At 37.0% G+C, this 12772-nt stretch carries 13 protein-coding genes; 10 read left to right on the top strand and 3 right to left on the bottom strand.

The annotated features are described in order from the left end of the window. The first annotated feature begins 38 nt into the window (after positions 1-38). The 6 genes from E3U55_RS09645 to E3U55_RS09620 all read left to right on the top strand — a co-directional run bounded on the left by E3U55_RS09645 (position 39) and on the right by E3U55_RS09620 (position 4243). Positions 39-518 (top strand): DsrE/DsrF/DrsH-like family protein, encoded by a 480-nt coding sequence (locus E3U55_RS09645; RefSeq protein ID WP_134340224.1) that lies wholly within the window; start codon positions 39-41, stop codon positions 516-518. Positions 519-532: 14 nt separating this feature from the next. After that, positions 533-829: a rhodanese-like domain-containing protein gene (locus tag E3U55_RS09640; protein ID WP_134340223.1), complete on the top strand. Its 297-nt coding sequence runs from the start codon at positions 533-535 to the stop codon at positions 827-829. A 20-nt stretch (positions 830-849) separates the two neighbouring features. Beyond that, positions 850-1419 (top strand): sulfurtransferase TusA family protein, encoded by a 570-nt coding sequence (locus E3U55_RS09635; RefSeq protein WP_134340222.1) that lies wholly within the window; start codon positions 850-852, stop codon positions 1417-1419. Between the two features lie 108 nt (positions 1420-1527). After that, the gene (locus E3U55_RS09630) at positions 1528-2658 is read left to right on the top strand and encodes an MBL fold metallo-hydrolase (protein ID WP_134340221.1); all 1131 of its coding nucleotides are present in this window, start codon (positions 1528-1530) and stop codon (positions 2656-2658) included. Between the two features lie 161 nt (positions 2659-2819). After that, complete coding sequence (locus E3U55_RS09625) at positions 2820-3602, top strand: sulfite exporter TauE/SafE family protein (protein WP_134340220.1); 783 nt, start codon at positions 2820-2822, stop codon at positions 3600-3602. A gap of 287 nt (positions 3603-3889) precedes the next feature. Beyond that, a complete protein-coding gene (locus E3U55_RS09620) occupies positions 3890-4243 on the top strand; it encodes a YidH family protein (protein WP_134340219.1) in 354 nt (117 codons plus the stop codon). A 2-nt stretch (positions 4244-4245) separates the two neighbouring features. Here E3U55_RS09620 and E3U55_RS09615 read toward each other — a convergent pair whose 3' ends face one another. The 3 genes from E3U55_RS09615 to E3U55_RS09605 are packed head-to-tail and all read right to left on the bottom strand — an operon-like array spanning position 4246 to position 7172. Continuing rightward, positions 4246-5151, bottom strand: a complete 906-nt coding sequence (locus tag E3U55_RS09615; RefSeq protein WP_134340218.1) for a C40 family peptidase — start codon at positions 5149-5151, stop codon at positions 4246-4248. Next, positions 5144-6241, bottom strand: coding sequence for a mandelate racemase/muconate lactonizing enzyme family protein (locus E3U55_RS09610; protein WP_134340217.1), 1098 nt, complete (start codon positions 6239-6241; stop codon positions 5144-5146). Before E3U55_RS09610 ends, E3U55_RS09615 begins: the two co-directional genes overlap by 8 nt. Next, positions 6231-7172, bottom strand: a complete 942-nt coding sequence (locus E3U55_RS09605) for a S66 peptidase family protein (protein ID WP_134340216.1) — start codon at positions 7170-7172, stop codon at positions 6231-6233. Before E3U55_RS09605 ends, E3U55_RS09610 begins: the two co-directional genes overlap by 11 nt. A gap of 301 nt (positions 7173-7473) precedes the next feature. Here E3U55_RS09605 and acsA point away from each other — a divergent pair, with 301 nt between their 5' ends. The 4 genes from acsA (at position 7474) to E3U55_RS09585 (ending at position 12714) form a co-directional block, all read left to right on the top strand. After that, positions 7474-9192, top strand: a complete 1719-nt coding sequence (acsA, locus tag E3U55_RS09600) for an acetate--CoA ligase (protein ID WP_134340215.1) — start codon at positions 7474-7476, stop codon at positions 9190-9192. A gap of 310 nt (positions 9193-9502) precedes the next feature. After that, positions 9503-10762: a purine/pyrimidine permease gene (locus E3U55_RS09595; RefSeq protein WP_134340214.1), complete on the top strand. Its 1260-nt coding sequence runs from the start codon at positions 9503-9505 to the stop codon at positions 10760-10762. Positions 10763-10812: 50 nt separating this feature from the next. Continuing rightward, on the top strand, positions 10813-12123 hold the full coding sequence (locus E3U55_RS09590; protein ID WP_134340213.1) for a lysine N(6)-hydroxylase/L-ornithine N(5)-oxygenase family protein: 1311 nt from the start codon (positions 10813-10815) through the stop codon (positions 12121-12123). A 72-nt stretch (positions 12124-12195) separates the two neighbouring features. Further along, complete coding sequence (locus E3U55_RS09585; protein WP_134340212.1) at positions 12196-12714, top strand: type 1 glutamine amidotransferase domain-containing protein; 519 nt, start codon at positions 12196-12198, stop codon at positions 12712-12714. Positions 12715-12772 lie beyond the last annotated feature (58 nt).

Raw genomic sequence — 12772 nt, 5'->3', positions numbered from 1 at the left:
TAGGATTCCACATCCTAAATATAAGGAGGAGTTTTAAAATGGCTGAAAAGAAAAAGACTAATATCATCCTATTCAGCGGTGATTACGATAAAACAATGGCAGCTTATATTATTGCTAACGGCGCAGCTGCATATGACCATGACGTTACGATTTTCCACACATTCTGGGGATTAAATGCGTTACGTAAAGATGAAAAATTACAACCTAAAAAGTCATTTATGGAGAAAATGTTCGGTAAAATGATGCCTCGTGGCGCAAACAATATGCCGTTATCAAAAATGCAATTCTTAGGTATGGGACCAAAAATGATAAAAAGTGTTATGAAAAAACACAATGTCATGCCTTTACCAGATCTAATCGATATGGCGAAAGAACAAGATGTTACCTTATTAGCTTGTACGATGACCATGGACTTATTAGGTCTAAAAAAAGAAGAGTTACTAGATGATATTGAATATGGTGGCGTTGCTGCTTATATCGCTGAAGGTGAAGACGGCGCGATTAACCTATTCATTTAATGGAGGTTTAAATCATGAAAACAATTGATCCTAAAACAGTGCAACAAAAATTAGCACAAGGTGAAAATCTTAATTTAATCGATGTGCGTGAAGTTGATGAAGTTGAAGCGGGTAAAATACCTGGAGCGGTAAATATCCCACTCGGCTTAATTGAATTTCGCGAAAATGAACTAGATAAAAATAAAGAATATATTATGGTTTGCCGTTCGGGTGGACGTAGTGGTCAAGCGACTCTTTTCTTAGAGAGTAAAGGCTACGATGTCACGAATATGGATGGCGGAATGCTTAGCTGGGAAGGTTCAGTAGAATAATCAACACAGGAGGTTATATCATGAGTGAAATTAATTTTGATCATGTCTTAGACGCCAAAGGTCTAGCATGCCCAATGCCAATTGTAAAAACTCGTAAAGAGATCGACAATGTAGAGCCTGGAAAAGTTCTATTAATTGAAGCAACAGACCAAGGTTCTAAAGCTGACTTAAAGGCGTGGGCTGAACGTAGTGGACATCAGTATTTAGGTACAGTAGAAGAAGGAGACGTACTAAAACATTATGTACGCAAAGCTTCTGAAGGTGAATCAGGTGAAGAGACTTCATTTGATCAGAAAGTTAATAATGATGAACTAAAACAAAAAATGGATTCAGGCGACGTAACGGTTTTAGACGTACGAGAATCAGCTGAATACGCATTTGGTCATATTCCGAATGCGATATCAATTCCATTTGGCGAATTAGAAGACCGCGCAAGCGAATTAAATCAAGATGATGAAATTTATGTTGTTTGCCGCACTGGTAATCGTAGTGACATGGCAGCACAACTATTAAGCGACAAAGGTTTTGAAAAAGTGTATAACGTTGTTCCTGGAATGAGCGATTGGGACGGCGACGTTGAAAGTAAATAAAAAGATAAATAAAAGATAGTGTCTAAAAAACTTTTTAGTACGAGAACTTGGTCAGTTCCCAAGTTCTTTTATTACCACAAAAATAATACTGCAGGGGGTATATAAACCATGACTGTAAAAACTATGAATGTTAAAGAAATTGCTAAAAGAGTAGTGAATAAAGAAGATTTATATGTACTAGATGTTCGTAATGAAGATGCTTATGAAGATTGGAAAATCGAAGGCGACAATTTTGAATATTTAAACGTACCTTATTTTGATTTAATTGAAGGTATTGAACCCATCCAAGATAAAGTACCAAAAGATCGCGATATTGCGGTAGTTTGTGCTAAAGGTGGTTCGTCGGAATTTGTAGCTGAACAACTAGTTGAAGCTGGTTTTAACAATGTATATTCAGTTGAAGGCGGAATGAAAGCTTGGAGTGAACACTTAGAGCCAGTTAAGATTGCAGATCTAAAAGATGGCGGTGAATTATTCCAATTTGTACGTCTAGGTAAAGGTTGCCTATCTTACATGGTGATTTCTGACGGTGAGGCAGCAACAATTGATGCTGTACGTATGGCTGATGTGTTCATTAACTTTGCTGAAGAAAAAGGTGCAAAAATTACTCACGCATTTGACACACACTTACACGCAGACCACATTTCAGGTGGCCGTGAAATCGCAGAAAAAACAGGTGCAACTTATTGGTTACCACCGAAAGATGCAACTGAAGTACAATTTGATTTCAAACCTTTAGAAGACGGCGAAGATGTTAAAATTGGTTCTTCTAAAATCAGTGTTCAAGCGCTATATTCACCAGGACACACGATTGGTTCTACGTCATTCATCGTAGACGATCAGTACCTTATGTCAGGTGACATTCTTTTCGTAGATTCAATTGGTCGCCCAGACTTAGCTGGTTTGGCTGATGATTGGGTAGGAGACTTACGTGAAACACTATATAAACGTTATAAAGAACTTTCTGATGAACTAGTCGTATTACCAGCTCACTATATGACTAACGATGAGTTAAATGAAGATGGTTCAGTTGGTAAAAAACTAGGTGAGTTATATCAAGAAAACCATGGTCTAAATGTAGAAGATGAACAAGAGTTCCGTCGCATGGTAACTGAAAATTTACCACCACAACCAAACGCTTATCAAGAAATCCGTGAAACGAATATGGGTAAAATTTCTCCAGAAACTGAAAAGAAACGTGAAATGGAGATTGGACCAAACCGTTGTGCGGTTAAGTAAATCATGATTGAAGATGTGGGGGGAGATGCCTCCTCCTGCATTTATTTTGTTTTTATATCACAATTGAGATTTTGATAAAGGATTAAAGTAAGTGAAAACTAAGGCGGGCACCATCAGGATTTGGCGTAAGCTTAAGGTTTTCTTCTCAGGAGGTGAATGAGATGGAATATGGGTTAATGTTCATTTTAGTCCTATTTTTAATTGGTTTTGTCGGTTCATTTATTTCAGGTATGGTTGGAATCGGTGGATCAATTGTTAAGTATCCCATGCTTTTATACATCCCACCATTATTAGGTTTTGCAGCATTTACATCTCATGAAGTATCAGGAATAAGTGCTGTTCAAGTTTTCTTTGCAACCATTGGTGGTGTATGGGCTTACCGAAAAGGTGGCTATTTAAATAAATCATTAATTCTTTATATGGGTATTAGTATCTTAATTGGTAGCTTTATTGGCGGATTTAGTTCAAGGTTCTTATCTGAAGGGTCTGTAAACTTTGTGTACGCGATCTTAGCTACAATTGCTGTAATTATGATGTTTATGCCTAAAAAAGGTTTAGATGATGTTGAACTTGATCAAGTGACTTTTAATAAACTGTTGGCATCAAGCTTAGCATTTATTGTAGGTATTGGTGCAGGTATTGTTGGTGCAGCAGGTGCCTTTGTTTTAGTGCCGATCATGTTAATTGTGCTCAAGATACCGACACGTATGACGATTGCTTCATCACTCGCAATTACGTTTATTTCATCAATCGGTTCAACAGCAGGTAAATTAATGACAGGACAAGTTTTATTAATACCGGCTATTGTAATGATTGTGGCAAGCCTAATTGCTTCTCCATTAGGAGCTAATGCAGGTAAAAAAATAAACACAAAATATCTACACTGGATTTTAGCTGCCCTCATTTTAGCGTCAGCAATTAAAATTTGGTTAGACTTTATCTAATTTGCTGTTAAATTTCAATAACGAAACAATAAATAAGATTGTAATTCATATGAAAAGCGAAAGGCGGCGACTCCTGCGGGAACAGCGCGAGCCGAAAATCACGCAAAACGAACGGCAGTGAGTTTTGGGAAGTTGAGGCCGTGCCCGCGGAAAGCGTCCGCCTGTAGCGATTCGTAGAATCTACAACTAACATTCTAAAAACTCACCTTATTAGGGTGAGTTTTTTGTATAGAATTGTGGTATTAATCAATTAATAACTAATATGAGATTTAAATGAGGTGATCTGAATGAAATCGACTATAGAATCTAAATACATTACACAGCACCTTGCTAACGAACGTACTTATTTAGCTTGGATTAGAACGGCTCTAGCTATGATAGGTATAGGATTTTTGATAGTTAATATTCATTTTTCCATGAGTTCAACTTCAGATTTTTCAAATCAACTCGCTCAATGGATTGGTATTTTCTCAGTTGTTTTAGGTTTACTTATTATTGTGTTTGCGACATCAAGTTACCTCATTAAGAAAAAACAAATTAATGAGCAGACCTTTCAATCATCTAATCGTGTGGTTTGGATGGTTTCAATTTTAAGTATCATATTATCTATACTCTTCTTTTTATATTTTTTAGTTTTTTAAACTCATAAATAATAACGTTTTGCGATGCACAATTCACGTTCGTATTTAGTACCTTTGATTGTTATGATTTCAATTCCTTTTCCTGTACTTGGAGAGTGAAGCATTTGCCCGTTTCCATAGTAAAAGCCGACATGGTGAATGGCACCTTGCCCATTGTCATGTGCAAAAAATAAGAGATCTCCAGTTTGTAATTGATTAAGTGAAACATCCTCTCCATTCATGGCTTGGTCAGATGCGTCACGGGGTATCGTATATCCGTTTGCTTTATGCATGTTATAGGTGAATCCTGAACAATCATATCCAAAAGAGCTCATACCACCCCAAAAATATGGTAACTCCATAAATGCCTCTCCACTCTTGGTCAGGTCAATACCTATTCGTGGTTTAAGGTCAGAATAAACTTCTATATCTTCTGTAGCGATTTTTCCAGGACCTTTCGATGTTTGCACTTCAACGTATTCTCGAGTCATTCTGATCATGGGCAATATCGTCGCAAAGCTTAATTCTAGCCACTCATGATGATTTAAAGTCAGTTTAGCTTTTTTACTTGTGATAATTACTTGTTGGTCTGTGTGCCACTGATTAGAATTTAACTGTTTTATTTGATTGAGCGGTACCCAACCAGGATACCCACGAGGGTCTTTTTTTGAGGACTGTTGTACTGCAAAAATTTTAGCCCATTCTCCCTCAATTTTATCAACAAAAACTTCTTCTCCAAACAATAGCTGAGATTGAACTAAATTTTGATCACAAAGCTCCAACCTCAACGTTTTGTTTAATCGTTCATACCATTTTCTAATTTTTAAAGGGTTAGATATTCCTTCTTGATCAATAGGTCTTGGTGCTTCAGGATTCGTCCAAATGGTCGCTACAGGAACATCTACAATCCAAATCATTTCATTAGTCATATGAATTCATACTTTCTTTTATAAAATTAATGCCTAACCCGGGTTGATCAGGCAAATGAATGATGTTCTTGTCGTAATAAACACCACCGTCTACTACATCATGACTTAACATCAAGGGTGCATCAAAATCGTAGCGGGTAATGTTTTTTTGACTCGCTGCTAAATGCGAGGCAGCGGTTATACCTAGTTTTGTTTCAATCATACTTCCTACCATGCATTCCACGTTGTACGCTTCAGCTAATCGAACAATTTTTAATGCTTCATGAATGCCTCCTGATTTCATGAGCTTAATATTAATTAAATCAGCCGCTCCAAGCTCTAATACACCCTTAGCATCATATAAAGAAAACACGCTCTCATCCGCCATAATTGGTGTATGAGTATGTTGAGTCACTTGTTTAAGACCTTTAATGTCATGAGCGGGTACAGGCTGTTCGATAAGTTCAATATTAAGTTGTAGATCTTCCATGTGATTAATCGCATATATGGCTTCTTTGACGCTCCAGCCTTGATTAGCGTCTAGCCGAATATTAGGTTCATGTCCAACATGTTCTCTAATTGTTTGAATGCGTTCGATATCTTGGTGAATGGTATCTTTCCCTACTTTAATTTTTAAGATATTAAAGCCTTGATTAATATAATTTGAAGCATGTTGAGCCATTAGATCAGGCTCATTCACACTCACGGTATAATCCGTTTCAATCGAGTTTTTCCACCCACCAAGTAACTGATATAGTGGCATTTCTGCAAGTTGTGCAAAGCAATCATATAAAGCTATGTCGACAGCAGCTTTAGCACTTGAGTTTCCAACAATGGAACGTTTCATATCATCAAAAAGGGATTCAAGGTGATGAATAGACTTACCGACTAATAAAGGTTTCAGAACCTCATGTATGCATGCCTCAATACTTTGCTTTGTTTCACCAGTGATGACGTGTGTTGGTGGAGCCTCACCATATCCAACCGTCCCATCTTCCAGTGTTATTTTAACGATGATGGTTTTAAGTTTAGTTACTGTTCGAAGGGCTGTCTTGAATGGTTGTTTTAAGGGTACTGTTATTGAAAAGGTTTCAATCGATTTAATCTTCATGTTTAGTCTCCTTTTTAACCCCTGGTTCTACGGTTAATGTTTTATGGGTTGAGGATAGTGTCGCTCGCGTGCCTAATGGTATGGAAAAATGGGGTTGGCAGTGACCGATTTTAAATCCTTTGATCACAGGCATGGATAATGACGAAAAATAATCTTGAAACACATCTTCTAATGACCAGGACGGGCGATCATTCTTCGGTATGCAGTTATTAAAATCACCAATTATTACCCCTTTAGCTTCTGCTATTTTTCCAGCATGTTTAAGTTGGGATAAAAATGAATCGATTCGATATGGTGCTTCATCAATATCCTCAACGAATAATAATTTATCTTTAGTATCTATTTCGAAGGGTGTCCCTAAAGTACTCACAAGTAGTGATAGATTCCCCCCAACTATTTCACCTGTAGCTTCACCTTCACTAATGACCTCTAATGGGGAAATGGTTTCGTTATAGTCGAGGGTTGTTGGTTCAAATAATTGATTAAAAGATTGAGCGGAAATAGAGTGAAAATCTTCTTTGCCTATGTCTGATGCGAGCATAGGTCCATGAAAAGTAACCAAGCCAGTTCGTTGCCTAATTGCCGTATGGAGGTAAGTGATATCACTATAACCCCAGAAGATCTTGGGGTATTTTTTAATAAATTCATAATCAATCATCGAAGCTAAGCGTCCTGTACCATACCCACCACCTGCGCAGAAGATAGCATCGACTGATTCATCTTCAAACATTTGGTGTAAATCCAGCAGTCGTTGTTGATCAGACCCTGCGAGATATCCTTGCACTTCTTTAACGTAGGGCGCAAGTTTCACTTTTAACCCTAACGACTCCAAAAATGGTAAGGCTTTTTCCAAATTATTTATGTTAGGTGGACTAGCTGGGGCAATAATTCCCACAGTATCCCCTTCGTTCAATGATTTAGGAAGCGTCATACGTGGTATCTCCTTTATGTAGACTCATATTATTTGGACTAACTCATATACTTGGTAATAATTATATTTCATCATGGTTTATTCATATTTCTATATATTTATGAGAAGACTAAATGATTATTGTAAAATTTTTGTAAGGTACGAATGACTTTTAAAATGGCCGTTTCTCATATACAATATATAGTAACAGAATTTTCACAATTCAAGAAAAACAATTTAATTAAGTTGAAAAAATTTAGCTTAGCTAAGTTTTTCTATACATTTGGAAGTTATTTATTAAAAAAATAGTTGAGGTGATAGAATGGCAGAAGTAAAAGAATTACAAGCATCAAACGGACAACATAACTTAGAAAACTATGAACAAACTTATGAAAACTTTGACTGGGATGAAGCGAAGAAAGCTTTTTCTTGGAATGAAACAGGGAAAGTAAATATTGCCTATGAAGCTATCGATCGACACGCAGAAAATCCAGATAAAAAAGATCAAGTGGCATTACACTATGTAGCACCTGATCGTGATGAGAAATTAACATTTGAAGACTTACGCAAAAAGAGTAACCAATTTGCGAATGTATTAAAGAAACAAGGTATTGAAAAAGGCGACCGTGTCTTTATGTTTATGCCGAGATCACCTGAGTTTTATGCAAGTTTCTTAGGTGTCTTGAAGACGGGTGCTATTGCAGGCCCATTATTTGAAGCCTTTATGGAACAAGCGGTACATGACCGTTTAGAAGACAGTGAAGCGGTTATGCTCATTACAACTCCTGAATTATTAGAACGTGTACCTCAGGATGAATTACCAGACCTTAAGAAAGTGGTTTTAGTTGGTGATTCAAAAGATATTGAAGATGGTTACATTGATTATTACAAAGAAATGGAATCAGCAAGTGAAGAATTTGACATTGAGTGGGTTGATTTAGAAGACGGTATGCTTATTCACTATACGTCAGGTTCAACTGGTAAACCAAAAGGTGTTTATCATGTTCACAATGCTATGATTCAGCATTATCAAACAGGTAAATGGGTGTTAGACCTTAAAGAAGATGATGTTTACTGGTGTACAGCTGACCCAGGCTGGGTAACAGGCACGAGTTATGGTATCTTTGCCCCTTGGTTAAATGGTGTCACTAACGTTATTGTGGGTGGACGTTTTACTCCTGATGCTTGGTATGATGCATTAGATCAATATAATGTAACAGTTTGGTATTCCGCTCCTACAGCTTTCCGTAAATTAATGAGTGCAGGTGCAGATGCAGCTAAAAAGCATGATTTATCATCTGTTCGCCACATCTTAAGTGTTGGAGAGCCACTGAACCCTGAAGTTATTCATTGGGGATTAGAGGCATTTGATTTAAGAATTCATGACACATGGTGGATGACTGAAACAGGTGCACAGTTAATTTGTAATTATCCGACAATGGAAATTCGCCCTGGCTCAATGGGTAAACCAATTCCAGGTGTGGTAGCTTCGATTGTTGATGATGAAGGTAACGAACTACCACCAAATCGTATGGGGAACCTAGCGATTAAAGAAGGCTGGCCATCTATGATGCGTGCCATTTGGAAACGCCCAGAGAAATTTGAAAGCTATTTCATAAATGGCTGGTATGTATCTGGAGATAGTGCCTACCGTGATGAAGATGGATACTTCTGGTTCCAAGGACGGTTAGATGATGTGATTAATACATCAGGTGAACGTGTTGGACCATTTGAAGTTGAAAGTAAATTAATCGAACACGAAGCTGTATCTGAAGCGGGTGTTATTGGTAAGCCAGATCCGGAGCGTGGCGAAATCATTAAGGCGTTTATTTCATTAAATGAAGGCTATGAAGAGTCAGATGAATTATTAGAAGAGATTCGTCAGTTTGTAAAGACTGGTTTAGCTGCCCATGCAGCACCACGTGAAATTTCAGTAACGAATTCTATTCCAAAAACGCGTAGTGGTAAGATCATGCGTCGTTTATTAAAAGCGCGTGAGCTTGGTTTACCAGAAGGCGACACATCTACGTTAGAAGAATAAATCATGTAAATCCCTTGAGGAGTTTGAACTCCTTAAGGGATTTTTTCTGTATGTAGGGCGTTTTATAGACATATATTTCAAAGGCCTTACTAGAAACTACAGACGCTTTACTAGACAATTTTGAATAAATTCTAGAAAGAAGTAATGATTTACTAGACAAAATAAGAAAAATACTAGACAAAAGCTTATATTTACTAGAAAGTTTAGCTTAATACTAGAAAATTATACAGTCACAAAGATTTTTTTAACCATGCTAATTGTAGTATAGTTATGACAGAAATAGACTAAAGTACAGAAAGCTTGTGATTTAATGTTTTCAATTATACAGTGGTTCATTTTTTTATTAGCCAATGCTGTTGCTATTCCCATTGTTATCGGATCAGTTTTTCAAATGGAGACAATGGAAATTATGTTACTGATGCAACGAACATTCTTTATTATAGGTGTCGCATGTTTCTTACAAGGCTGGCTTGGTCATAAGCTTCCAATTGTGGATGGCCCAGCTGGATTATGGGTGAGTACATTTGCTGTGTTTGCGGCGAGTATTGGCACAGCAGGCACGGAGGCTTTAAGGCTTTTAGAAATGGCTATGATTTTAACTGGGGTTATATTAATCATTTTTGGGGTATTTAAAATATCAGGGAAAGTAATATCCTATTTTACCCCCTTAGTGACGGGGGTTTTCTTAACTTTACTGACTTTTCAGTTGAGTGGAACGTTTCTACAAGGCATGTTTGGTCTATCCGAAGATGTGATCGTTGCTCAAATGGATGGATTTCTAATTGCTATGATTACCTTTTTATCGGTATTAATCTTTTCAACATTTTTTAAAGGTTGGATGAAAAGCTACGCGGTGTTATTAGGTATGGCACTTGGGTGGGTATTATTTGTTCTTTTTATAGACCAACCGAAGGACAATCTAACTTCAACAAGCTGGTTTGCTTTTCCGGAATGGTTTGCTTGGGGTACGCCGCTTTTTGATTGGAGTATCGTTCCTGTAGCTGTCTTAACAGCTTTAATTTTGCTCTCAAATATTGTCGCTTCGTTATCTGCCGTAACTGAGACTATTAACGGAAAATCAAATTTTTCAATTAATCAAATGAATCGTGGAAGTTTTATGTTAGGTGTCAATCACAGTATTTCAGGTGTGTTTTCTGGTGTAGCAGTTGTACCTCTGGCTTCTTCTGCAGGCTTTATTCAATTGACAGATGAGAAAAGAAAAAGTCCTTTCATGTGGGCTTCACTTTTACTTATTGTCATAGCTTTTTTTCCACCGATTATTTCCTTTCTTGCAGGTATTCCATCACCCGTTGCGAATGCGGCTTTATTAGCTACGTTCGTCCAATTAATGGGGTTAGGTATAAGAAATTTATTTGCTGAAGAATTAACCCAGCGTCGCTTGACGATTATTACGGTTTCTTTGTTGCTAGGCTCTGGTTTAATGTTTATTCCATCAGAAAGTTTTGCCCAATTACCAGGAACAGTACGCCAAGTAATCAGCAATGGTATGCTCGTTGGTACCGTTATTGCGGTATTACTCGAACAGTTATGGAAAACTAAGATAGAATAATTAATAAAAGTACATAATAAGTGTACAAATCTATTAAGTAGGTGAGTGTAATGGATCAAAAAATTTATGATTTTATCGGAATAGGTATTGGACCTTATAACCTGAGTTTAGCTGCATTAACTGAAGATATGGATGATTTAGAATGCATATTTTTTGACCAAACACCACGAATGGAATGGCACCCTGGCATGTTAATCGAAGGAGCTGATTTACAGGTTCCTTTTATGGCTGACTTAGTCACATTTGCCGACCCGACAAGTAAATACACATACTTAAATTATTTAAAAGAGCATGATCGCCTATATAAATTCTTTTTCTTTCATAAGATGGAAGTCCCTCGTAATGAATATAATGACTATTTACAATGGGCGACCGATCAAATCGATGGGTTATATTTTGGACATGAGGTAGTTGATTTAATTGATCACAAAGATTCTGATCAACCTCACTATGAACTAATCGTTTTAGATACGGATAGAGGTAAAACAGAATCTTACTACAGTAAACATGTCGTTATGGCAACAGGTAGTGAACCACTGGTGTTAGATAATATGTCAGGTTTTCCTAATGAAGATGTCCTTCATACCAGTCGTTATCTGTTTGAAAAGGAGAATTTACAGAAATCTGATCATATCACCATTGTTGGTTCAGGACAAAGTGCCGCTGAAATATTCTACGACTTATTAGAAGAACGTGAACATGCAGAGTTTCATTTGTCTTGGTTAACACGTTCAGAAGGTATATTTCAACTGGAATCTGCGAAATTGGGCCAAGAATTTTTTGCTCCTGATTATGTAGATTACTTTCATCAACTCCCATTTAAAAAGAGAAAGGAAACCCTCGATACTTTAGACCCGTTACGAAAGGGCATTGATTACTCGACATTAAACGGAATATATGAAATGTTATATCATTACTCAGTTGGTGGTGAAGACCCGCGTATTACGATTCAGCCATTAACAGAAGTGAACGATATTGAAAAACAAGATGAAGGATATCTATTAAAATGTAAGCAGTGGCAGGAAGAGTTGGAATTTGATTATCAAACTGAAAAAATTATTCTCGCTACAGGTTATAAACCCAATATTCCAGAATGGTTAATCAATCGCTATAAAGATGACATCGTTTGGGAAAACGCAAAATTATTTAAAGTGAACCGAAATTATGAGTTGGCATTTAAAGAACCGAGGGAACATAAGTTATATGTGGTAACTAACCTTGAACATTCTCATGGCACAGCCGCAACTAACTTAGGGTTGGCGGTTCAACGTAATATGGAGATTATAAATGATTTAACCGGAGAAGAACGGTTTGGTATTGAACAAAGTAAGATTTTTCAGCAGTTTCGACCTAGGTTGTAAGCATGTTTAAATTAGCCTTTAGAGGGAATGCATAATTATGTAAGTACCTAATTTTAGGAGGGTTTCATTAATATGAGTAAAAAAATCGCATGCTTATTAACAGATATGTTTGAAGATAGTGAATACACAGAACCTGCGAATGCTTATCGTGATGCAGGTCATGAAGTTGTAACGATTGAAAAAGAAAAAGGTAAAATTGTAACAGGTAAACAGGGTGAAGCTGAGGTAGAGATTGATACAAGTATAGATGAAGTTCAACCTGAAGAATTCGATGCATTATTCCTTCCAGGGGGATTTTCTCCAGATATTTTACGTGGAGATGAACGCTTTGTTTGGTTTGCGAAACATTTTATGGAACAGAAAAAGCCCGTCTTTGCTATTTGTCACGGACCACAGCTGTTAATTACAGCTAAAACACTAGATGGGCGTACAGCGACAGGCTTCCATTCTATTAAAGTGGATATGGAGAATGCGGGTGTTAATTATAAAGATCAGGAAGTAGTTTCTTGCCACGATCAACTAATTACTAGTAGACAACCTGATGACATTCCGGCTTTTAATAAAGAATCGTTAAGAGTTTTAAGTCAATAGCAGTTATGAAGGCTCAAGCACTAAGCGTGTTTGAGCCTTTTATAAATCTAAGGTGTTA

Origin of the sequence: Filobacillus milosensis (assembly GCF_004402015.1) — a bacterium.
Lineage (GTDB): Bacteria > Bacillota > Bacilli > Bacillales > Alkalibacillaceae > Filobacillus > Filobacillus milosensis.
This window is presented reverse-complemented; position numbering and strand designations above follow the sequence as displayed.

Coding starts and splice junctions, on each gene's coding strand:
- E3U55_RS09645 (WP_134340224.1), top strand. CDS start 39: ATGGCTGAAAAGAAAAAGACTAATATCATCCTATTCAGCGGTGATTAC.
- E3U55_RS09640 (WP_134340223.1), top strand. CDS start 533: ATGAAAACAATTGATCCTAAAACAGTGCAACAAAAATTAGCACAAGGT.
- E3U55_RS09635 (WP_134340222.1), top strand. CDS start 850: ATGAGTGAAATTAATTTTGATCATGTCTTAGACGCCAAAGGTCTAGCA.
- E3U55_RS09630 (WP_134340221.1), top strand. CDS start 1,528: ATGACTGTAAAAACTATGAATGTTAAAGAAATTGCTAAAAGAGTAGTG.
- E3U55_RS09625 (WP_134340220.1), top strand. CDS start 2,820: ATGGAATATGGGTTAATGTTCATTTTAGTCCTATTTTTAATTGGTTTT.
- E3U55_RS09620 (WP_134340219.1), top strand. CDS start 3,890: ATGAAATCGACTATAGAATCTAAATACATTACACAGCACCTTGCTAAC.
- E3U55_RS09615 (WP_134340218.1), bottom strand. CDS start 5,151: ATGACTAATGAAATGATTTGGATTGTAGATGTTCCTGTAGCGACCATT.
- E3U55_RS09610 (WP_134340217.1), bottom strand. CDS start 6,241: ATGAAGATTAAATCGATTGAAACCTTTTCAATAACAGTACCCTTAAAA.
- E3U55_RS09605 (WP_134340216.1), bottom strand. CDS start 7,172: ATGACGCTTCCTAAATCATTGAACGAAGGGGATACTGTGGGAATTATT.
- acsA (WP_134340215.1), top strand. CDS start 7,474: ATGGCAGAAGTAAAAGAATTACAAGCATCAAACGGACAACATAACTTA.
- E3U55_RS09595 (WP_134340214.1), top strand. CDS start 9,503: ATGTTTTCAATTATACAGTGGTTCATTTTTTTATTAGCCAATGCTGTT.
- E3U55_RS09590 (WP_134340213.1), top strand. CDS start 10,813: ATGGATCAAAAAATTTATGATTTTATCGGAATAGGTATTGGACCTTAT.
- E3U55_RS09585 (WP_134340212.1), top strand. CDS start 12,196: ATGAGTAAAAAAATCGCATGCTTATTAACAGATATGTTTGAAGATAGT.